Annotated in this window: 15 protein-coding genes; 7 read left to right on the top strand and 8 right to left on the bottom strand. The window is 68.8% G+C overall.

The window, feature by feature from the left end:
* Positions 1 to 213: 213 nt before the first annotated feature.
* Positions 214 to 1,980, bottom strand: coding sequence for a proteasome ATPase (gene arc, locus OG303_RS39590; RefSeq protein WP_405874712.1), 1,767 nt, complete (start codon positions 1,978 to 1,980; stop codon positions 214 to 216).
* 245 nt (positions 1,981 to 2,225) lie between these two features.
* Here arc and OG303_RS39585 point away from each other — a divergent pair, with 245 nt between their 5' ends.
* A complete protein-coding gene (locus tag OG303_RS39585; RefSeq protein WP_405874710.1) occupies positions 2,226 to 2,531 on the top strand; it encodes a ferredoxin in 306 nt (101 codons plus the stop codon).
* A gap of 58 nt (positions 2,532 to 2,589) precedes the next feature.
* On the opposite strand, the gene OG303_RS39580 is transcribed toward OG303_RS39585, so the two are convergent.
* From OG303_RS39580 to OG303_RS39570, 3 genes are all read right to left on the bottom strand, one after another.
* On the bottom strand, positions 2,590 to 3,159 hold the full coding sequence (locus tag OG303_RS39580) for a hypothetical protein (protein WP_405874709.1): 570 nt from the start codon (positions 3,157 to 3,159) through the stop codon (positions 2,590 to 2,592).
* A gap of 222 nt (positions 3,160 to 3,381) precedes the next feature.
* Entirely contained in the window at positions 3,382 to 4,284 is a 903-nt protein-coding gene (locus OG303_RS39575; RefSeq protein ID WP_405874708.1) for a tRNA (adenine-N1)-methyltransferase, read from the bottom strand.
* Positions 4,285 to 4,322: 38 nt separating this feature from the next.
* Positions 4,323 to 5,933 carry a site-2 protease family protein gene (locus tag OG303_RS39570; RefSeq protein WP_405874706.1) on the bottom strand — a complete coding sequence of 537 codons (1,611 nt, stop codon included), beginning with the start codon at positions 5,931 to 5,933 and terminating at the stop codon, positions 4,323 to 4,325.
* A gap of 175 nt (positions 5,934 to 6,108) precedes the next feature.
* On the opposite strand from OG303_RS39570, the gene OG303_RS39565 reads away from it, so the two are divergent.
* Entirely contained in the window at positions 6,109 to 7,125 is a 1,017-nt protein-coding gene (locus OG303_RS39565) for a RecB family exonuclease (RefSeq protein WP_405874704.1), read from the top strand.
* 77 nt (positions 7,126 to 7,202) lie between these two features.
* Positions 7,203 to 7,874 (top strand): response regulator transcription factor, encoded by a 672-nt coding sequence (locus OG303_RS39560; RefSeq protein ID WP_053748983.1) that lies wholly within the window; start codon positions 7,203 to 7,205, stop codon positions 7,872 to 7,874.
* A gap of 76 nt (positions 7,875 to 7,950) precedes the next feature.
* Here OG303_RS39560 and OG303_RS39555 read toward each other — a convergent pair whose 3' ends face one another.
* The 4 genes from OG303_RS39555 to metH all read right to left on the bottom strand — a co-directional run bounded on the left by OG303_RS39555 (position 7,951) and on the right by metH (position 16,064).
* Complete coding sequence (locus OG303_RS39555; RefSeq protein ID WP_405874702.1) at positions 7,951 to 9,531, bottom strand: ABC transporter substrate-binding protein; 1,581 nt, start codon at positions 9,529 to 9,531, stop codon at positions 7,951 to 7,953.
* A gap of 69 nt (positions 9,532 to 9,600) precedes the next feature.
* A complete protein-coding gene (locus OG303_RS39550; protein ID WP_405874701.1) occupies positions 9,601 to 11,205 on the bottom strand; it encodes an ABC transporter substrate-binding protein in 1,605 nt (534 codons plus the stop codon).
* 443 nt (positions 11,206 to 11,648) lie between these two features.
* On the bottom strand, positions 11,649 to 12,344 hold the full coding sequence (locus tag OG303_RS39545) for an HAD family hydrolase (RefSeq protein ID WP_405874699.1): 696 nt from the start codon (positions 12,342 to 12,344) through the stop codon (positions 11,649 to 11,651).
* 204 nt (positions 12,345 to 12,548) lie between these two features.
* Positions 12,549 to 16,064, bottom strand: a complete 3,516-nt coding sequence (metH, locus tag OG303_RS39540) for a methionine synthase (RefSeq protein WP_405874698.1) — start codon at positions 16,062 to 16,064, stop codon at positions 12,549 to 12,551.
* Positions 16,065 to 16,358: 294 nt separating this feature from the next.
* Between metH and OG303_RS39535 the strand changes: the two genes are divergently transcribed.
* The 4 genes from OG303_RS39535 (at position 16,359) to OG303_RS39520 (ending at position 21,522) form a co-directional block, all read left to right on the top strand.
* Positions 16,359 to 17,123 carry an IclR family transcriptional regulator gene (locus OG303_RS39535; RefSeq protein ID WP_405874696.1) on the top strand — a complete coding sequence of 255 codons (765 nt, stop codon included), beginning with the start codon at positions 16,359 to 16,361 and terminating at the stop codon, positions 17,121 to 17,123.
* A gap of 364 nt (positions 17,124 to 17,487) precedes the next feature.
* Positions 17,488 to 18,282, top strand: a complete 795-nt coding sequence (locus OG303_RS39530; protein ID WP_405874695.1) for an MIP/aquaporin family protein — start codon at positions 17,488 to 17,490, stop codon at positions 18,280 to 18,282.
* 76 nt (positions 18,283 to 18,358) lie between these two features.
* On the top strand, positions 18,359 to 19,897 hold the full coding sequence (glpK, locus tag OG303_RS39525) for a glycerol kinase GlpK (RefSeq protein WP_405874694.1): 1,539 nt from the start codon (positions 18,359 to 18,361) through the stop codon (positions 19,895 to 19,897).
* A gap of 8 nt (positions 19,898 to 19,905) precedes the next feature.
* Positions 19,906 to 21,522: an FAD-dependent oxidoreductase gene (locus tag OG303_RS39520; RefSeq protein ID WP_405874692.1), complete on the top strand. Its 1,617-nt coding sequence runs from the start codon at positions 19,906 to 19,908 to the stop codon at positions 21,520 to 21,522.
* The last annotated feature ends 78 nt before the right edge of the window (positions 21,523 to 21,600 follow it).

The following is a 21,600-nucleotide window of genomic DNA, read 5'->3' as shown; positions in this document are numbered from 1 at the left end:
TGCCCTCGGTCGGGGGCGGCGCTCAAGTACCGCTGGCGCTCCGGTGCGTGTGCGGTGCCCGTCCCCGCACTGCGCGACTCGGCGGTACCGAAGAGCCTAGAACGGCTTTGCGCTGGTGGGGAGATCATTTGCGTCATTGCCTTGCTCCAGCCGTGGCCTGAAAAACAGTCGGCTGCGGGTACCCGGTGAGGGCACCCGCAGCCGCCCTGTTTTTTACAGGTACTGACCGGTGTTCGCCACCGTGTCGATGGAGCGTCCGGTGTCGGCGCCCTGCTTTCCGGTGATGAGGGTGCGGATGTAGACGATCCGTTCGCCCTTCTTTCCGGAGATTCGGGCCCAGTCGTCCGGGTTGGTGGTGTTGGGCAGGTCCTCGTTCTCCTTGAACTCGTCCACGCACGCCTGGAGGAGGTGCGAGACGCGGATGCCCTTCTGCTTGTTGTCGAGGAAGTCCTTGATGGCCATCTTCTTGGCGCGGCCCACGATGTTCTCGATCATGGCGCCGGAGTTGAAGTCCTTGAAGTAGAGGACTTCCTTGTCACCGTTGGCGTAGGTGACCTCCAGGAAGCGGTTCTCCTCGGATTCCGTGTACATGTGCTCGACGGCCGTCTGGATCATGCTTTCGACGGTGGTCGTCTTGCTGCCGCCGTGTTCGCCGAGGTCCTCGGGGTGCAGCGGGAGGCGCTCGGTGAGGTACTTGCCGAAGATGTCCTTGGCCGCTTCGGCGTCCGGGCGCTCGATCTTGATCTTCACGTCGAGGCGGCCGGGGCGCAGGATGGCGGGGTCGATCATGTCCTCGCGGTTCGAGGCGCCGATCACGACCACGTTCTGCAGGCCTTCGACACCGTCGATCTCGGCGAGCAGCTGGGGGACGATGGTGTTCTCCACGTCCGAGCTGACACCGGAGCCGCGGGTGCGGAAGAGGGATTCCATCTCGTCGAAGAAGACGATGACGGGTGTGCCCTCGCTCGCCTTTTCGCGTGCTCGCTGGAAGACGAGGCGGATCTGCCGCTCGGTCTCACCGACGTACTTGTTGAGGAGCTCGGGACCCTTGATGTTGAGGAAGAAGCTCTTGCCGGCGGCCTGGCCGGTGACCTCGGCGACCTTTTTGGCCAGCGAGTTGGCGACGGCCTTGGCGATGAGCGTCTTTCCGCATCCGGGGGGCCCGTAGAGCAGGACGCCCTTGGGCGGCCGCAGTTCGTGCTCCTTGAACAGGTCGGGGTAGAGGTAAGGAAGCTCGACCGCGTCGCGGATCGCTTCGATCTGGCCGCCCAGACCACCGATCTGCTCGTAGCCGATGTCGGGAACCTCTTCGAGGACGAGTTCCTCGACCTCGCTCTTCGGGACGATTTCGTAGACATAGCCGGAACGGGGTTCGAGCAGCAGGGCGTCGCCGGGACGGATATTGACGTCCAGCAGTGGCTCTGCGAGCCGTACCACCCGTTCCTCGTCGGTGTGCCCGAGCACCAGAGCGCGCTCGCCGTCCTCGAGGATCTCCTTGAGGGTGACGATGTCCCCGACGCGCTCGTACTTCATGGCCTCGACCACGTTGAGCGCTTCGTTGAGCATCACTTCCTGGCCGCGCCTGAGCTCTTCGAGCTCGACGCTCGGGCTGACGTTCACCCGGAGCTTGCGGCCACCGGTGAAGATGTCGGCCGTGCCGTCCTCGTTCGCCGTGAGGAAGACGCCGAAGCCGGCCGGTGGCTGTGCGAGCCGGTCGACCTCCTCCTTGAGGGCCACGATCTGGTCGCGGGCCTCACGGAGCGTGTTGGCGAGTCGCTCGTTCTGGGCGGACACGCCGGCCAGATTGGTCTGCAGCTCGACGATCCGCTCTTCGAGAATCCTCGTGTGTCGCGGAGAGTCGGCGAGCTTGCGTCGCAGGACGGCGATCTCCTGCTCAAGGTAGGCAATCTGCCCGGCCGGGTCGTCGGACCCTCGTCCCGGGCGGATGCCGCGGTTCATGTCGTCGTCGTGGGCTGCCACGGTCCTCACCTCCTCCAAGGGGAGCTGGACGCTTCCAGACCCTACCTGGGTGGGTGTCGATTGAAACCCCTAGATCACAAAGACGGTCGAGGTGTGTCCGATCTTCACCCTTGCGCTCTCCCTCACGCCAGGGGAATACCCACCGAACATGATTGGGAAGCCGCCGGAGGTAGGGTCGAAGTGTTCAACACCCGTCAGAGCTGGCCGGATTCCCGGTTCGGCTCGACTTCTCAACGGCAGGAGACATGAGCGTGCAGCAGGAGGCCGGGACCGGCGGTGAGGCGCTGGAGGTCTGGATCGATCAGGACCTGTGTACCGGCGACGGCATCTGCGCCCAGTACGCCCCGGAGGTGTTCGAGCTGGACATCGACGGGCTGGCCTATGTGAAGGGCGCGGACGACGAGCTGTTGCAGGCCACTGGCGCCACAACGCCCGTACCGCTGCCGCTTCTCACGGATGTGGTGGACTCGGCGAAGGAGTGTCCGGGCGACTGCATCCATGTACGGCGGGTTTCGGACAGGGTCGAGGTCTACGGTCCGGACGCGGAGTGAGCGTCCGGGTGCTTCCTGTTACCACTGTCTGATGGGTCACACTCTCGGGTTGCGCGGCTCAGACGCTGTGTGCGCCCGCGGGTGTCGAGCGCATGAACGCGCCATTCTTCCACTGCCACTTCGCGCTGTCCGTGACGTCCGGACAGCAGCGGGGAACGTCGCTCGACGAGTAGCCGCGGAGTGTGGCGAGGACGGCTCCGTCGCGTACCGCGATGTCACTCACCGTGTCGCCGGACTTCGGGGCGATGAGCGTGGCCACCACGCGGGGCTTGTCGGCGTGTGACGCGCGCGTGATGACGTAGACGCCGTCGGGCGGGGTGCCCATGGGGGCGTCGCAGTGCACCACGGCCACGGTCTCCGGGTTGCCGTCCCCGTCGAGGTCCCCGGAGGTCTTCTTCTGTACCACTGCCTTCACCGGGCCGCAGGTGATCGGAAAGTCGATGCCCACGGTGCTGGGGGCGGTGGCCGCGTGGGTGGTCCGGGGGCCGGCCGCCTGGGCCGCCGTCGCCGGGTTGGGCTGCAGGAGCGAGGAGAGGGCCATCACGCCGGAGATGGCCGTGGCGGTGGCGACCCAGTGGATCGGGCGGGTGTGCGTGTGTGCCAGTTCCGGGACGGCGGATTGCTGCACTAGGAAGTGTCTCCTGTGAGGGCTGTGCCGGTGGGGATGGCCAGCATCGTGCCACACGTCACAGTGCGGGGGAACGGCGGGGTGTTCGGTTCCTCGACAAGATCCCGTCGGGATTGTTCGTTTTGTGGCGTCGTGTCAACAGAAAGGCGCTGCGGCCGAGTTCCGGAGGGTTTCCGGGAACTCGGCCGCAGCGCCCATACGTTGAGTGCGGTACGGACCGCGCTAGCGGCCGGTGCCTCCGCCGGCGTTGGGGCCGGTGTAGTCCTCGCCGTAGGCGCCCTTGGCGGGGCGGCGGCGGCGCATGGGCGGCTCGACGCCGTCGGCGAGGCGGCGGGCGGTGAGCAGGAAGCCGGTGTGGCCGATCATCCGGTGGTCCGGGCGAACCGCCAGGCCCTCCACGTGCCAGTTGCGGATCATCGACTCCCAGGAGGTCGGCTCGTTGAAGGAGCCGATCTCTCGGATGGACTCGACGGTCCGGGCGAGCTGGGTGGTGGTGGCGACGTAGCAGCAGAGGATGCCGCCGGGGACGAGCGCCTTGGAGACGGCCTCGAGGCATTCCCAGGGGGCGAGCATGTCGAGGATGACGCGGTCGACGTCGGTGTCGGAGAGGTTGTCCTGGAGGTCGCCGACGGTGAGCTGCCAGGCGGGGTGCGGGCCGCCGAAGTAGCGCTCCACGTTCTGCTGGGCGATCTCGGCGAAGTCCTCGCGGCGCTCGTAGCTGTGCAGCATGCCCTGGTCGCCGATGGCGCGCAGCAGGAAGCTGCTGAGCGAGCCGGAGCCGACGCCGGCCTCCACGACGCGTGCGCCGGGGAAGATGTCGGCGAAGGCCAGGATCTGCCCCGCGTCCTTGGGGTAGACCACGGCGGCGCCGCGGGGCATGGACAGGACGTAGTCGGGGAGCAGGGGGCGCAGCGCGAGGTAGGCGACGTTCCCGGTGGTGCGGACAACGCTGCCCTCGGGTGCACCGATCAGTTCGTCGTGCGGGAAGGAACCCTTGTGGGTGTGGAAGTTCTTCCCGGCCTCGAGCGTGAACGTGTAGTGGCGGCCCTTGGGGTCGGTCAGCTGAACCTGGTCCCCGACCTTGAAGGGCCCGCGCCTGCGGGCTGCACCGGTCGGTTCGGACATGTGAACAGACTACCGGGGTTTGTGGGGGCCGCCGACCACTAGGAGGGTCTGGCCATGGCCTTCACGAAGGCCCGCTCGACGTCGGCGGCGGACAGGACTCCGTAGATCTCGCCGGTCTCCTCGACCACCAGGTATTCGGTGGCCGGGGTGGCCCGCAGGACGTCGAGGAGGTCTTCGCCCGCGAGTTCGGCGGAGACGCGCATGCCGTCCGTGAGGTCCTGGGCGAGGCCGCTGACGGCGACCCAGGGGCGGCGGTGTTCCGGTACGCCGACGATGGCGGCCTCGCGGACGAGGGAGAGGGGGGTGCCCTCGGGGTCGACGACGACAAGGGCGCGAGCGCCGGCGGCGTTGGCCCGGCGCAGTGCCTCCGAGAGGGGGGTGTCGGTCTCGACCGGGACGGCGCGGCGGGTGAGGTTGCGGGCGCGCAGGTCGGGGAGGTGCTCGCGCAGGCGGGCCATGCGCAGGCTGTTGCCGGCGCCGGTCCAGATGATGGCGGCGAGGATCGCGGCGAGCAGGGCGTCGGTGACGGTGTCCATGCCGACGCTGTCCTCGGCGGTGGAGCCGAGGGCGCCGGACTGGGTGAGCAGCGGGAGGCCGATCAGGACGGAGACGGCGAGGGCGCGGCCGACCCAGGCGGCGGCGATGGTCCCGCTCATCGGCCGCCCGGTGATCTTCCAGACGACGGCGCGGAGCATGCGGCCGCCGTCGAGGGGCAGGCCGGGCAGGAGGTTGAAGGCAGCGACGATGAGGTTGGAGATCATCAGGCCGGCCAGCAGGACGCCGGGGACGGTGCCGGGTTCCACGGGCTGCAGCGCGACGTAGAAGAGGCCTGCGAGGACGAGGGAGAGGAGGGGGCCGACGAAGGCCAGGACGAATTCCCGGCCGGGGGTCTCGGCCTCCTTCTCGATCTCGGAGACGCCGCCGAAGAACTGGAGCTGGATACGGCGGACGGGGAGCTTGAAGCGGAGGGCCGCGACCGTGTGGGCCAGCTCGTGGACGAGGACCGAGGCGTAGAAGGCGACCGCGAAGAAGAGGGCGACGAGGTAGCGGGCGGCGCCGAGTTCGGGCAGCACGCGGTCGAGTTGGCCGCCGAACACCCAGGTGATCAGGGCGGCGACGAGGAACCAGCTGGGCGCGACGTACACGGGCACGCCGAAGGGGCGGCCCATGAGCAGGCCGCCGCCGGGTTCCCGGGGGCGCTTGGGCGGACGGTTCTTGGCGGTGCCGGAGTGGGCGAAGGGGCGGTCGCCGTGGGCGTAGGGGGCCGGGTGGTCGCCGGAGGTGCGGTCGTCCGCAGAGCTGTCGTCCGCGGGGGTCTTGTCCGCGGGGGTCTTGTCCGCGGGGGTCTTGTCCGCGGGGCTGCCCTCGGGGGTTGCTTGCGGTTCGGCGCCTTGGGGCTTGTCCTGCCCGCCCGTGTCGCTTTCGGCGGGGCCGTTGCCGTCCTCGCGGGAGACCTGCCCGTCCGCCGCCGGACGGGGGGTCTTGGGGTCCGTGCCGTTGCCCGGCTCGGTGTCCCTCGCTTCGGCCTTCGTGGGCTGTTCGTCGGCCGGGGTGGGTGAGGGGGCGGCCGGGGCCGCAGACCCTGCGTGGTGCTCGGCCGGCTCGTCGGTGCCGGACCGCGGCTGCCCGCTCCCGCCGCTCTCGTCCACGATGTCCCCTCGTTCGAAGCATCTCCCGCGCCTGCCGGGCGGAAGGGTCTGGGGTCGATGGTATGCGGCAGTAGCGACGCGTTCCGCCCCGGCACCCCCTGTGTTTTCCCAGGCGTCGCACCCGTTGCGGCCGCGGCTGGGTCACTGTCAGTGGCGGGCCGTAAGGTCTGGGGTCATGGAGACGAGCACGGAGGGCGCGGCGGAGGCCCACAGCAGCGGTACGGCGCAGGCGGGTTCGCCGGTCGTGGCGGAAGTGGCGGCAGCGGCGACGGTGACGGCGGTCGACACGGTGAGCACGACACCGCGGGTCGCCATAGCGCCCGCCAGTCTGTCGCCGTCGCGTGCCAGTGACTTCATGCAGTGCCCGCTGCTCTACCGGTTCCGCGTCATCGACCGGCTGCCCGAGAAGCCGAGCGAGGCGGCGACCCGGGGCACGCTGGTGCATGCGGTGCTGGAGCGGCTCTTCGACGCCCCGGCCGCGGAGCGGACCGCGCCGCGCGCCAAGTCCCTGATCCCTGGGCAGTGGGACCGGCTGCGCGAGAGCCGCCCGGAAGTGGTGGAGCTGTTCGAGGACGATCCCGAGGGCGAGCGGCTGGCGCGCTGGCTGGGTGAGGCGGAGCGGCTCGTCGAGCGCTGGTTCTCGCTCGAGGATCCGACCCGCCTCGAACCCGCCGAGCGGGAGTTGTTCGTCCAGGCCGAGCTGGACTCGGGGCTGATGCTGCGCGGGATCATCGACCGGGTCGATGTGGCGCCCACGGGCGAGGTGCGGATCGTCGACTACAAGACGGGCAAGGCGCCCCGTCCCGAGTACGCCGAAGGCGCGCTGTTCCAGATGAAGTTCTACGCGCTGGTGGTGTGGCGCCTGAAGAACGTCGTCCCGCGCCGCCTCCAGCTCGTGTATCTCGGCAGCGGGGACGTGCTGACCTACGATCCCGTCCTCGCCGACCTGGAGCGCGTCGAGCGCAAGCTGCTCGCGCTGTGGGAGGCGATCCGGGAGGCGACGGAGTCCGGGGACTGGCGGCCGCGCCCCACGAAGCTGTGCGGTTGGTGCGACCACCAGGCGCACTGCCCGGAATTCGGGGGCACTCCCCCGCCCTATCCGCTGCCCGTGGCCGGGGCCGGCCCCGAATCGGCCGGGGGTCCGGCCCGCGGGGCGGACCCGATCGAAGACACCGTCCCCGGGGAGTCGTAGACGCCGCCGGTGAGGGCGGCCGAGTCCGGTGCCGTCGAGCAGGGCAGAATGGGGCCGGACTAGCGAAGGAGACTTACGTGGCCATCCGCGTCCTACTGGTCGACGACCAGCCGCTGCTGCGCACCGGCTTCCGGATGATTCTGGAGGCCGAGCAGGACATCGCGGTCGTCGGCGAGGCCGGAGACGGCCTCCAGGCTCTGGACCAGGTGCGGGCGCTGCAGCCCGACGTGGTCCTCATGGACATCCGTATGCCCCGCATGGACGGGGTGGAGGCGACCCGGCAGATCACCGGGCCCGGGCGGGACGGCCCGGCGAAGGTGCTGGTGCTGACCACGTTCGACCTCGACGAGTACGTGGTGGAGGCGCTGCGGGCGGGTGCCAGTGGCTTCCTGCTGAAGGATGCGCCCGCCAATGAGCTGGTGCAGGCGATCCGGGTCGTCGCCGGCGGCGAGGCCATGCTCGCGCCGAGCATCACGCGGCGGCTGCTCGACAAGTACGCCACTCACCTGCCCTCCGGCGAGGAGCCCGTGCCGGACACGCTGCACACGCTCACCGAGCGCGAGGTGGAGGTGCTGAAGCTGGTGGCCCGCGGGCTGTCCAACGCCGAGATCGCCGCCGATCTCTTCGTCAGCGAGACCACCGTCAAGACGCACGTCGGTCATGTGCTGACCAAGCTGGGGCTGCGCGACCGGGTGCAGGCCGCGGTGTACGCGTACGAGAGCGGGCTGGTGCGTCCCGGCGCGCAGTAGCCGTCGTACACAGAGCGAAACCAGAGGGCGCTGCTTTCTCCCGAGGAGGAAGCAGCGCCCCTGGTGTGTGTACCGATCAGTCCTTGCTGAGTTCCCAGAAGCGGAAGACCGTCGAGGCGTCGAGGCAGTACTCGAGGCCGTAGACGCCTTCACGGGTCACCGCGTACTGCTTGGCCTGCCAGACCGGGAGGACGGGCAGCTGGTCGGCGACGATGTCCTGCAGACGGTCGTAGTCGTTGTCGGTCGCGGCGCGGTCGCTCTCGGCGGCGGTGCGCGGGATGAGGGTGCCGGTGATGGTGCTGTTGCTGTAGTTGTTGCTCAGCACGTTGCCCTGGCCGAAGAAGGGGGACGTGAAGTTGTCGGCGTCCGGGTAGTCCGGCACCCAACCCTTCACGTACACGCCGTACTTGCCCTTGGCGACGTCCTTCTCGTACTGGTCGAAGGCGACGGACTTCACGTCGGCGTCGAAGAGGCCGCTGGCGTTGAGCTGCTTGGCGATCGCCTTCAACTCCTGGTCGGTGGCCGGGCCGTAGCGGGAGGGGGTCGACCACAGGGTCAGCTTCACCTTGCCGGTGATGCCCTCGCTCTTCAGGGCGGCGGCGGCCTTCGCCGGAGAGGGGCTGGAGCCGTAGGTGTCGAAGAAGGCCGTGTTGTGGCCGGCGATGCCCGCCGGGATGATCGAGTACAGCGGGGTGGCCGTGCCCTGGTAGACGTCCTTGATGAGGGCGTCGCGGTCGATCAGGTAGGCGATGGCCTTGCGCACGCCGAGCTTTCCGGCGACCGGGTCGTCCATGTTGAAGACGAGGTGCTGGACCTCGGCGCTGCTGCCCTCGACGACCTCGACCTTCGAGTTGTTGTCGGCGTTCTGGATGTCGGCGATGTCGCCCGCGCTGAGGCCTCGGTAGGCGATGTCGATCTTGTCGCCCAGCAGTGCCTTCTTCAGGGCGGACTGGTCGCCGTGGAAGAACTTGAGCGTCACGCCGGAGTTCTTCACGTCGGCGTTGCCCTTGTAGTTCTCGTTGACCGAGAAGACGGCCTTGTCGTCGCCGAACGAGTCGAGCTTGTACGGGCCGGAGCCGACGGCCTTGCCGTCCTTGCGCAGTCCCTCCGCGTCGTACTGGGTGTGGTCGACGATGGAGCCCGCGCCGGAGGCGACCTTGCTCGGGAAGGTGGCGTCGGGCACCTTCAGCCGGAAGACGACGGTCTTCTCGTCCGGCGCCTCCACCTTGTCCAGCATGGGGAACATGATCGCCGGACCGGCAGCGTCGTTGATCTTGAGCATGCGGTCGAAGGAGAACTTGACGTCCTCGGAGGTGAGCGAGTCACCGTTGCTGAACTTGAGGCCGTCCTTGAGCGTGCACGTGTAGACCTTGGTCGACGTGTCGGTGAAGTCGCACGACTTGGCGGCCTCCGGCTCGGGCTCCGTGCCTCCGTTGGGGAAGCTGAGCAGCGACTGGAAGACGTTGTTGAACAACAGCCAGGAGCCGGGGTCGTAACCGGAGGCGGGGTCGGTGGCCAGGACGTCGTCCGACATTCCCATGACCACGGAGGAACCGGTCCCCCCGGAATCACCGCTCTCCGATCCGCAGCCGGTCAAAAGGCCGGAGGCCAGCCCCGCCACTACGGGCAGGACCGGCCACTGGTTACGCATATTCACTGCAGGTGCCTTCTCGTCGGGATTCGGGACCCCGGGGCCGCCGTCCCTGGGCCCCGGGCACGAGAGAGATCAGCCGCTCACGCCACGGCTGAGCTCCCAGAGCTGAAGGGTCGAGGAGGAGTTGAGCGCGTACGCGGTCCCCGTGACGTCGTCGCGGGCGGCGACGTACTGCTTGCCCTGCCACAGGGGCAGCACGGGCACGTCGTTCGCGACGATGTCCTGGATCGCGGTGAGGTCGGGGGAGGCCGCGATGCGGTCGGCCTCTCGGCGCGACGCCGGGATCAGCGTGTTGCTGATCTTGCTGTTGTGGTACGGCGAGCCGAGGAAGTTGTCCTTGTCGAGGAACGGCGCAAGGTAGTTGTCGGCGTCGGGGAAGTCCGGGAACCAGCCCATCCCGTAGACGTCGTACTTGCCCTTCTGCTCGGCCGGGCGGAACGTCGCCCAGGGCGAGCCCTCGATGGTGGCGTCGAACAGGCCGCTGTCGTTGAGCTGCTTCTGAAGGATCTCGAATTCCTTCTTGGTGGCCGAGCCGTAGTGGTCGGTCGTGTAGTGCAGCGTCAGCTTGATCGGGGTGGTGATGTTGGCCGCGGTCAGCAGGGCCTTGGCCTTGGCGTTGCTCGGTTCGCCGTACTTGTTGAAGAACGAGTTGGAGTGGCCGGTGATGCTCGCCGGCACCAGCGAGTAGAGCGGCTCGGCCTGCGTGCCGTACACCTTGGAGACGATCTCGCCGCGGTTGATCAACTGGGCCATCGCCTGGCGGACGGCCTTGCTCTTCACGGAGGGGGCGTTGGTGTTGAAGGCGAGGTAGCGGATCTCCAGACCCGACATCTCGACCAAGTCCTCGTCGTTGTCCGTGCTGTCGGACAGCTTCTGGATCTGAGCCGGCGACATCGTCCGGGTCATCACGTCGATGTCGCCCTTGTCGAGGGCCTTGCCCATCGCGGCGGCGTCCGGGTACGAGATCATGTCGACCTTGGAGTTCTTCACCTTCAACGTCCCCTTGTAGTTGGGGTTCTTGGTGAAGGTGGCCTTGACGATCTCGTCGTTCTTGACCTCGGTCTGCACGGTGTACGGGCCGGAACCGTCGACGTCGAAGCCGTCGCGCAGCTTGTTCTTCTCGTAGTCGTCGGGGTTGACGATGCCCGCGACCGGGGTCGACAGCTTGTACGGGAAGGTGGCGTCCGCGGTCTTGAGGTGGAAGATGACTTCGTTGTCGCCCTGGGTCTCGACGGTGTCGATGGTGGACAGCAGGGCGAACACGCCGGAGTCGGCCTTGAGCGCGAGGGCGCGGTCGATGGAGTACTTCACATCGGCCGCGGTGATCTTGTCGCCGTTGGCGAACTTCAGGCCGTCGCGGAGCTTGCACGCGTAGCGCTCGTTGCCCGAGTCGGTGAAACCGCAGCTCTGGGCGGCCTCGGGCACCGGGTCGCCCTCACCCTTCGGCTGGATCATCAGGGTCTGGACGGTCTGGCGCAGAATGTTCCAGGTGCCCACGTCGTACGCGTACGCCGGGTCGAGCGGCGCCGGGGCGTCCTTCGTGGCGGTGAACCGGTCGGTGGTGCCTACCGCGATCGCGTCCCCACTACTGCTGCCACTGTCGGAACCCCCACAAGCGGCGAGCACGGGCGCGAGCAGACCGACCACCGCCGGCAGCACCAGAATCTTGCGGTTCATGCTCGTGTTTCTCCAGAGCTGTTCAGGTCCGTGTACCCGGCATGCAGGGGTGTCGCAGCGGATCACGGGGGTAGGGGCGATGGGTCTCGCAACGAGATTAGTCCGCACCAGTACGAGGGTTCGCAGCCACCGGAGTTGGGCGCCCATCACGCAGCGAAACCGGCTGCGGACAGACCGAAAACCCGACGGGGGAAGGATTAGTGCAGCGTTTCACCAATCGGGACACAAGGGCACGCCGTCGCCTCCCGAAAGGGGGTGAACAGCACACCCTGCCCGATGTGTCGAGCGCCAGGCAGGTGGGGAACGTCACACGGCCAACCGTGGGGATCAGTACCGGAATTCGGCCGTCCCGCCGTACTTCGAATTCTTTCGCGCACCGATCTTGGGAATTCAATGTCCTATCGGCGTCGCACGCTGGGTGAACGCTCGGCGCATTTCCGTCATCAGGCGGCGATCAGTCCGCGCAGAAATGCCAGGTCGACGTCTTCGAGGGACGTGACGACGGTGCGCCGGGTGGCGGGGGCGATGGGGGCCACCGAGGGCACCGCGACCACGTGGCAGCCCGCGGCCTCGGCCGCCGCGACGCCGGTCGCGGTGTCCTCGATGACCGCGCATCTGGCCGGATCCACGCCGAGTCCGGCGGCGGCCACCAGGTAGGGGTCGGGGTGCGGCTTGGTGCGCGGCACCTCGTCGCCGGCCACCGACAGGGCGAAGTGCTGAGGGCCGAGCGAACTGAGCACCCGGTCGATGATGCGCCGGTGCGAGGCGGAGACCAGGGCCGTGGGGATCTCGTACTCGGAGAGTTCGGCGAGGAGCCTGGCGGCGCCCGGCATCAACGGCAGGGCGCAGGCGATGCGGTCCTCGAACCCCTGGTTGAGCAGCACCGTGAGCTCGGCGAGGGGGATCTCGGCGCCGGTGGCCTCGATCAGGAACCCCGCGCTGCGGGTCATCGGGCCGCCGACCACGACATGACGCCAGGAGTCGTCGAGGATGTGACCGAGGCCGGCGAAGATCTCGACCTCGACGTCCCACCAGAACCCCTCGGTGTCCACCAGGGTTCCGTCCATGTCGAGGAGCACGGCCTGCAGGGCTGAGCCTTCGGCCGTACGGGTTGCGAGTGCGGGGACCGTACTGGTCATCCGGGCACACCTCCTGGGGGACGATCAGGCCGGTTCCCGCGCGGGAACCGGCCTGCAATGGACCGACCAGTGTACGTCGCTCGCCGCCGAAGCGCCTCGTTTAATCGGCGTGCTCCGGGGCACACCGTGAATACCGCCGGGGCAGGCCCTGACGTGCGTCGATGTGCCCTCGGGACGGGCCGGTGCGCAGCGGGTGCCGGAGGCTCAGCGGGCGTTGAAGTACTTCGCCTCCGGGTGGTGGATCACGATCGCGTCCGTGGACTGCTCGGGGTGCAGCTGGAACTCCTCGGAGAGGTGGACTCCGATGCGCTCCGGCTGGAGCAGGTCGGCGATCTTGGCGCGGTCCTCCAGGTTGGGGCAGGCGCCATAGCCGAGGGAGAAGCGGGCGCCCCGGTACTTCAGGGCGAACATGTCCTCCATCTCGCCGGGGTCCTCACCGGCGAAGCCCAGCTCCGAACGCACGCGCGCGTGCCAGTACTCGGCGAGGGCCTCGGCCAACTGGACGGACAGGCCGTGCAGTTCGAGGTAGTCGCGGTAGGCGTTCGCCTCGAACATGCGCGCCGTCTCCTCGCCGATCCGCGAGCCGACGGTGACGACCTGCAGACCGACGACGTCGGTCTCCCCCGCCTCCTGCGGGCGGAAGAAGTCCGCGAGGCACAGACGGCGGCCGCGGCGCTGGCGCGGGAAGGTGAAGCGGGTGCGCTCGTTGCCGTGCTCGTCCAGGATGATCAGGTCGTCGTCCTTGGAGACACACGGGAAGTAGCCGTGGACGACGGCCGCTTCGAGGAGGCTGTCGGTCTGCAGCCGGTCCAGCAGACCGCGCAGCCGCGGCCGGCCCTCGGTCTCGACGAGTTCCTCGTACGTCGGTCCCTCGCCGGTGCGGGCCTGCTTGAGGCCCCACTGGCCCTTGAACAGCGCGCCCTCGTCCAGCCAGCTCGCGTACTCCTTGAGCTGGATGCCCTTGATGACGCGGGTGTCCCAGAACGGCGGGGTGGGGATGCGGTTGTCGATGGCGACGTCGGAGCGGACGTGGCCCTCCTCCGGGCGCTCCTCCACCTCGACGGCCGAAGTCGCCCGCACCCGGCGCTGCTTGAGCTCGGGCAGCTTGGCCCCGGGCACGCCCCGCTTGACGCCGATCAGCGCGTCCATCAGGCGCAGACCCTCGAACGCGTCGCGGGCGTACCGGACTTCGCCCTCGTAGATCTCGTGCAGGTCCTGCTCGACGTACGCGCGCGTGAGGGCCGCGCCGCCGAGGATGACCGGGAAGTCCGCCGCCAGGCCGCGCTGGTTGAGCTCCTCCAAATTCTCCTTCATGATCACCGTGGACTTGACCAGGAGCCCGGACATGCCGATGACGTCGGCGCGGTGCTCCTCGGCGGCCTCCAGGATCGCGGACACCGGCTGCTTGATGCCAAGGTTGACGACGTTGTAGCCGTTGTTGGACAGGATGATGTCGACGAGGTTCTTGCCGATGTCGTGGACGTCGCCGCGGACGGTGGCGAGGACGATGGTGCCCTTGCCCTCGTCGTCGGACTTCTCCATGTGCGGTTCGAGGTGGGCCACCGCGGTCTTCATGACCTCGGCGGACTGGAGGACGAACGGCAGCTGCATCTGGCCGGAGCCGAACAGCTCGCCGACGACCTTCATGCCGTCCAGGAGCGTCTCGTTGACGATGTCGAGAGCGGGACGATCCTGCAGGGCCTCGTCGAGGTCGGCCTCCAGGCCGTTCTTCTCGCCGTCGATGATGCGGCGCTTGAGGCGCTCCTCCAGCGGGAGGGCGGCCAACTCCTCGGCCTTGCCCGCCTTCAGGGACTTGGCGGTGGCGCCCTCGAACAGGGCCATCAGCTTCTGCAGGGGGTCGTAGCCCTCGGCGCGGCGGTCGTGGATCAGGTCGAGAGCCGTCTGCACCTCCTCCTCGCTGAACCGGGCGATCGGCAGGATCTTCGACGCGTGCACGATCGCCGAGTCGAGGCCCGCCTTGACGCACTCGTCCAGGAAGACGGAGTTGAGCAGGATGCGCGCGGCCGGGTTGAGGCCGAAGGAGATGTTGGACAGGCCCAGCGTGGTCTGCACGTCCGGGTGGCGGCGCTTGAGTTCGCGGATCGCCTCGATGGTGGCGACGCCGTCCTTGCGGGACTCCTCCTGGCCGGTGCAGATGGTGAAGGTCAGGGTGTCGATGAGGATGTCCGACTCGTGGATGCCCCAGTTGCCGGTCAGGTCGTCGATCAGCCGCTCGGCGATCTCGACCTTCTTCTCCGGCGTACGGGCCTGGCCCTCCTCGTCGATGGTCAGCGCGATGAGCGCGGCGCCGTGCTCCTGCGCGAGCTCGGTGACCTTCGCGAAGCGGGACTCCGGGCCGTCGCCGTCCTCGTAGTTGACCGAGTTGATGACCGCGCGGCCGCCGAGCTTCTCCAGGCCCGCCCTGAGGACGTCGACCTCGGTGGAGTCCAGCACGATCGGCAGGGTGGAGGCCGTGGCGAAGCGGCCGGCCAGCTTCTCCATGTCGGCGACGCCGTCGCGGCCGACGTAGTCCACGCACAGGTCCAGCATGTGGGCGCCCTCGCGGATCTGGTCGCGGGCCATCTCCACGCAGTCGTCCCAGCGGCCCGCCAGCATGGCCTCGCGGAACTTCTTCGAGCCGTTGGCGTTGGTGCGCTCGCCGATCGCCAGGTACGCGGTGTCCTGGCGGAACGGCACGGTCTGGTAGAGGGAGGCCGCGCCCGGCTCGGGCTGCGGGTGACGCTCGGTCGGCGCGAGGTCGCGGACCCGCTCGACGACCTGGCGCAGGTGCTCGGGGGTGGTGCCGCAGCAGCCGCCGATGAGGGAGAGGCCGTACTCGCGTACGAAGGTCTCCTGGGCGTCGGCGAGCTCCGGCGCCGTGAGCGGGTAGTGGGCGCCGTCCTTGCCGAGGACCGGGAGGCCCGCGTTGGGCATGCAGGACAGCTGGATGCGCGAGTGGCGGGCCAGATAGCGCAGGTGCTCGCTCATCTCGGCGGGGCCGGTGGCGCAGTTCAGGCCGATCATGTCGATGCCGAGCGGTTCGAGGGCGGTCAGGGCCGCGCCGATCTCGGAACCGAGCAGCATGGTGCCGGTCGTCTCCACCGTCACCGACACGACCAGCGGGACCTCGTACCCGGCGGTCTCCATCGCCCGGCGGGCGGCCAGGACGGAGGCCTTGGTCTGCAGCAGGTCCTGGGTGGTCTCCACCAGAAGCGCGTCGGCGCCGCCGGCGAGGAGGCCCTCCGCGTTCTGCTGGTACGCGTCACGGATGGCGCGGAAGGTGGTGTGGCCGAGGGTGGGCAGCTTGGTGCCGGGCCCGATCGAACCGAGCACCCAGCGCTGCCGGCCGTCGCGCGCGGCGAACTCGTCCGCCGTCTCGCGGGCGATGCGGGCACCGGCCTCGGACAGCTCGGCGACGCGCTCGGGGATGTCGTACTCGCCCAGTGCAGTGAGATTGGCGCCGAAGGTGTTGGTCTCGACGCAGTCGACGCCCGCGTCGAAGTAGGCGGAGTGCACCGAGCGGACGATGTCCGGGCGGGTGACGTTGAGGACCTCGTTACAGCCCTCCAGCTGCTGGAAGTCGTCCAGCGTGGGGTCCTGCGCCTGCAGCATGGTGCCCATCGCTCCGTCGGCCACCACCACACGGGTGGCGAGCGCCTCACGGAGCGCGGACGCACGGGTCCGGCTGTCGGCGGAAGGGGTCAGTGGCGACGAGGCCATGAAAGGGCTCCCTAGAGTGCGACGGCTGTCGGCTTTGCGCCCACCCGCGGATCTCCCCGCGGTGGGCGCACCTCGCCAGGGTAACCGGGTCCGCACCGGGATGGTCGGGGCGTCCACGGGGCGGACGAGGGTGACGGGCAGGTCACTCACGGGATACGAGTGGCACAACAGATCCCGACGGATGACGACCGACCATTAGCGGGAGGTCGACATCGACCGGTAGTGTTCGACATTGCCGAACGGCGGCAGCGACGTCGCGCGTCGACGGTCGAAGGGGACGGAGGCAGCACGGCGATGGCACGGAACATCCAGTCGCTCGAACGGGCGGCCGCGATGCTGCGGCTGCTCGCGGGCGGCGAGCGTCGGCTCGGCCTCTCGGACATCGCCTCGTCACTGGGCCTCGCCAAGGGCACGGCCCACGGGATTCTGCGCACCCTCCAGCAGGAGGGTTTCGTCGAGCAGGACGACGCCTCCGGGCGCTATCAGCTGGGCGCGGAGCTGCTGCGCCTCGGCACCACCTATCTCGACGTCCACGAACTGCGCGCGCGTGCCCTGGTGTGGACGGACGACCTGGCCCGGTCCAGCGGGGAGAGCGTCTATCTCGGCGTCCTGCACCAGCAGGGCGTACTGATCGTGCACCACGTCTTCAGGCCCGACGACAGCCGTCAGGTGCTGGAGATCGGGGCCATGCAGCCCCTGCACTCCACGGCCCTGGGCAAGGTCCTGTCGGCGTACGACCCGGTCGCGCACAGCGAGGTGATCGAGGCCGACCGCAAGCCCTTCACCGAGCGGACCGTGTGCGAGCTGGAGGACTTCGAGCACATCCTCGACATGTCCCGCGCGCGCGGGTACGCCGCCGACGTCGAGGAGACCTGGGAGGGCGTCGCCTCCGTCGCCGCGCCGATCCACGACCGGCGGCGGATGCCGGTGGGGGCGGTCGGCATCACCGGCGCCGTGGAGCGGCTGTGCCGGGACGGCGAGCTGCGCCCCGAGCTGATCGCCGCGGTGCGGGACTGCGCCCGTGCGGTCTCGCGCGACCTGGGTGGCGGGCGGTTCTGAGGGCCAACGCGAAGGCCGGGGCGTCGGACGACGTTCCGGCTCCGGGCGTACCTCGGCGCAGTGGCGCAAACCGCCCAGTCGGTACCCACCGTGCTTGTTACTCGCCCGTACGCACCTGACCTGCAAGATCGACAGCTCACAGCAATCAATAACGATCGCATTTTCGCCAACGGGACTCTTGACGCACACGTGACGCCGGAGCAAGACTCCCGTCCATCGGTCGGCATTGTCGAACACCTACCGGCAATACGCGCTAGAGTGTGACAACGCCAAGGGCCGGCATCGCTCTCACCCCCGAGGGCAGCTCGAACTCCCGGAGGGACCCGGGGTTCGGTCCCCTGGACGAAGGACAAAGGAGTCGCGGGTGTCCAGCTCCGACATCTTCATCGGCGAGACCATCGGTACCGCCATACTCATCCTGCTCGGCGGCGGCGTCTGCGCCGCCGTGACGCTGAAGGCCTCCAAGGCCCGTAACGCCGGCTGGCTGGCCATCACCTTCGGGTGGGGCTTCGCGGTCCTCACGGCGGTCTACACGTCGGCACCGCTCTCCGGCGCCCACCTGAACCCGGCCGTGACGCTCGCACTCGCGATCAAGGACGGCGACTGGAGCAACGTTCCGGTCTACTGGGCCGGACAGCTGCTCGGCGCCGCGATCGGCGCGACCCTGGTCTGGGTCGCCTACTACGGTCAGTTCCACGCGCACCTCACCGACAAGGAGATCGTCGGCGGTCCGGGTGCGCAGGCCACGAAGGTCAAGGCCGTCGAGGCCCAGGAGACCGGCGCCGGCCCGGTGCTCGGCATCTTCTCCACCGGTCCGGAGGTCCGGGTCGTCTGGCAGAACCTCGCCACGGAGATCATCGGCACCGTCGTGCTGGTCCTCGCCGTCCTCACGCAGGGCCTGAACGACAAGGGCAACGGCCTCGGCACCCTGGGCGCCCTGATCACCGCCCTCGTGGTCGTCTCGATCGGTCTGTCCCTCGGCGGCCCGACCGGCTACGCGATCAACCCGGCCCGTGACCTCGGTCCGCGCATCGTGCACGCACTGCTTCCCCTGCCCAACAAGGGCGGTTCGGACTGGAGCTACGCCTGGATCCCGGTGGTCGGTCCACTGATCGGCGGCGCCATCGCTGCAGGCATCTACAACGTCGCTTTTGCTTAAGAGCACCAGGCTTCACCGCACTTAGCGAGCACCGCGCCGTACCGACCTCTTATCCACGGAACCCCAGGAGCACACAGTGACCGACGCGCACACCGCCGGCCCCTTCATCGCCGCCATCGACCAGGGCACCACCTCCAGCCGCTGCATCGTCTTCGACCGCGACGGACGTATCGTCTCCGTCGACCAGAAGGAGCACGAGCAGATCTTCCCGAAGCCGGGCTGGGTCGAGCACAACGCCACCGAGATCTGGACCAACGTCGAGGAAGTCGTCGCCGGGGCCATCTCCAAGGCCGGCATCACCAAGGACGACATCAAGGCCATCGGCATCACCAACCAGCGCGAGACCACTCTCCTCTGGGACAAGAACACCGGTGAGCCCGTCCACAACGCCATCGTCTGGCAGGACACCCGCACCGACGCCCTCTGCAAGGAACTCGGGCGCAACGTTGGCCAGGACCGCTTCCGCCGCGAGACCGGCCTCCCCCTGGCCTCGTACTTCGCCGGCCCCAAGGCCCGCTGGCTGCTCGACAACGTCGAGGGTCTGCGCGAGCGCGCCGAGGCCGGGGACATCCTCTTCGGCACCATGGACAGCTGGGTCATCTGGAACCTGACGGGCGGTGTCAACGGCGGCAAGCACGTCACCGACGTCACCAACGCCTCCCGCACCATGCTGATGAACCTGCACACCATGGAGTGGGACGAGAAGATCGCCGAGTCCATCGGCGTCCCGCTGGCGATGCTGCCGGAGATCCGCTCCTCCGCCGAGGTCTACGGCGAGGTCACGGGCGGCAGGCTCGGCGACATCCTCGGTGGCATCCCCGTCGCGTCCGCGCTCGGCGACCAGCAGGCGGCCCTGTTCGGCCAGACCTGTTTCTCCGAGGGCGAGGCCAAGTCGACGTACGGCACCGGCACCTTCCTGCTGATGAACACCGGTGAGAAGCCGGTCAACTCGTACAACGGCCTGCTGACCACGGTCGGCTACCGCATCGGCGACCAGAAGGCGGTCTACGCCCTGGAGGGCTCGATCGCGGTCACCGGTTCGCTGGTGCAGTGGATGCGCGACCAGATGGGCCTGATCTCCACCGCCGCCGAGATCGAGACGCTCGCGCTCACGGTCGAGGACAACGGCGGCGCGTACTTCGTGCCGGCCTTCTCCGGTCTGTTCGCCCCGTACTGGCGCTCCGACGCCCGCGGTGTGATCGCCGGTCTGACCCGGTACGTCACCAAGGCGCACCTCGCGCGCGCCGTCCTGGAGGCCACGGCCTGGCAGACCCGTGAGATCACCGACGCCATGACGAAGGACTCCGGCGTCGAGCTCGCGGCGATCAAGGTCGACGGCGGCATGACCTCCAACAACCTGCTGATGCAGACCCTCTCGGACTTCGTGGACGCCCCCGTGGTGCGCCCGATGGTCGCCGAGACCACCTGCCTCGGCGCCGCCTACGCCGCCGGTCTCGCCGTCGGCTTCTGGACCAGCACCGACGACCTACGTGCCAACTGGCGCCGGGCCGCCGAGTGGACCCCCAACATGGCCGCGGAGAAGCGCGACCGTGAGTACAAGAGCTGGCTCAAGGCCGTCGAGCGGACCATGGGCTGGCTCGAGGACGAGGAGTAAGAACCAGAATGACCAGTCAGTCCACCCTGCAGTCCGTGCCTGCCCTGGGTACGCGCCCGGCCTCCGGCTCCAACCCGAGCCGGGCCGAGACCCGGGAGCAGCTCGCCAAGGCGTCGTACGACCTTCTTGTGATCGGCGGCGGCATTCTGGGCATCTCCACCGCCTGGCACGCCGCGCAGTCCGGGCTCAGGGTGGCGCTGGTCGATGCCGGCGACTTCGCCGGCGCCACGTCTTCCGCCTCCTCCAAGCTTCTCCACGGCGGTCTGCGCTATCTGCAGACCGGCGCGGTGAAGCTGGTGGCGGAGAACCACTTCGAGCGCCGTGCGGTCTCCCGCCAGGTGGCACCTCACCTGGCGAACCCGCTCACGTTCTACCTCCCCGTGTACAAGGGCGGGCCGCACGGCGCTGCGAAGCTCGGGGCGGGCGTCTTCGCCTACTCCGCGCTCTCCGCGTTCGGTGACGGCGTCGGACACCTGCTGTCGCCGGCCAAGGCCGCGCGGGACGTGCCGGAGCTGCGCACCGACAACCTCAAGGCCGTGGCCGTGTACGGCGACGACCAGATGAACGACGCGCGCATGGCGCTGATGACGGTCCGTGCGGCCGTCGAGGCGGGCGCCGTGGTGCTCAACCACGCCGAGGTGACCGGACTGCGGTTCACCAAGGGCCGGGTGACCGGTGCCGAGCTACGCGACCGCCAGTCCGGTGACGAGTTCGGCGTCAGCGCCCGTCTGGTGCTCAACGCGACCGGCCCGTGGGTCGACCACCTGCGCAAGATGGAGGACCCGAATGCCGCGCCGTCGATCCGTCTGTCGAAGGGCGCGCATCTGGTCCTGAAGCGGACGTCGCAGTGGAAGGCCGCGCTCGCCACCCCCATCGACAAGTACCGCATCACCTTCGCCCTCCCCTGGGAGGACATGCTGCTGCTCGGTACGACCGACGAGGAGTTCGAGGGCGACCCGGCGGACGTCGCGGTCACCGAGAAGGACACGGCCCAGATACTCGACGAGGCCGCGTTCTCCATCCGTGACCAGCAGCTGTCCCGTGACCTGATCACCTACTCCTTCGCGGGTCTGCGCGTGCTGCCGGGTGGCCCCGGCGACACCGCGAAGGCCAAGCGCGAGACGGTCGTGACCGAGGGCAAGGGCGGCATGCTGTCCGTCGCGGGCGGCAAGTGGACGACCTTCCGGCACATCGGCCGTACGGTGATGCAGAAGCTGGAGGCGCTGCCGGGCGCACCGCTGGGTGACGACTTCGAGCCCATCTCGTCGCTGCCGAAGAAGCTGCCGCTGCCCGGTGTCGCCAACCCGCGTGCGGTCGCCCACCGGCTGCTCGTCGACAACCCCGCGCCGGGTCCGCGCATGGCTGCCGACACGGCCAAGCACCTTGCCACGCACTACGGTTCGCTGGCCTTCGACATCGCCCGGCTGGCGAACGACAACCCGGAGCTGGGCCAGCGAGTGCACCCGGACGCGCCGGAGATCTGGGCGCAGGTCGTCTACGCCCGGGACAACGAGTGGGCCGAGACGCAGGACGACGTGCTGCGCCGCCGTACGACCCTGACGATTCGTGGGCTGGCCACGGATGAGGTTCGGGGGAAGGTTCAGGACCTGCTCGACAAGAAGTGACCTGCTGGGTGACAGGGGCGGCGCCGGCCGACGGAGCCGCCCCTTTCGCGTGCCCGGTTGTCAGTGCCGGGTGTTTTC

It is taken from the genome of Streptomyces sp. NBC_00005 (genome assembly GCF_045160215.1).
Taxonomy (GTDB): Bacteria; Actinomycetota; Actinomycetes; order Streptomycetales; family Streptomycetaceae; genus Streptomyces.
This window is presented reverse-complemented; position numbering and strand designations above follow the sequence as displayed.

Bases quoted from the DNA above. Each gene is read 5' to 3' on its own strand.
- metH (WP_405874698.1), bottom strand. From the start codon at position 16,064: ATGGCCTCGTCGCCACTGACCCCTTCCGCCGACAGCCGGACCCGTGCG.
- OG303_RS39565 (WP_405874704.1), top strand. From the start codon at position 6,109: ATGGAGACGAGCACGGAGGGCGCGGCGGAGGCCCACAGCAGCGGTACG.
- OG303_RS39520 (WP_405874692.1), top strand. From the start codon at position 19,906: ATGACCAGTCAGTCCACCCTGCAGTCCGTGCCTGCCCTGGGTACGCGC.
- OG303_RS39545 (WP_405874699.1), bottom strand. From the start codon at position 12,344: ATGACCAGTACGGTCCCCGCACTCGCAACCCGTACGGCCGAAGGCTCA.
- OG303_RS39535 (WP_405874696.1), top strand. From the start codon at position 16,359: ATGGCACGGAACATCCAGTCGCTCGAACGGGCGGCCGCGATGCTGCGG.
- OG303_RS39550 (WP_405874701.1), bottom strand. From the start codon at position 11,205: ATGAACCGCAAGATTCTGGTGCTGCCGGCGGTGGTCGGTCTGCTCGCG.
- OG303_RS39575 (WP_405874708.1), bottom strand. From the start codon at position 4,284: ATGTCCGAACCGACCGGTGCAGCCCGCAGGCGCGGGCCCTTCAAGGTC.
- OG303_RS39585 (WP_405874710.1), top strand. From the start codon at position 2,226: ATGAGCGTGCAGCAGGAGGCCGGGACCGGCGGTGAGGCGCTGGAGGTC.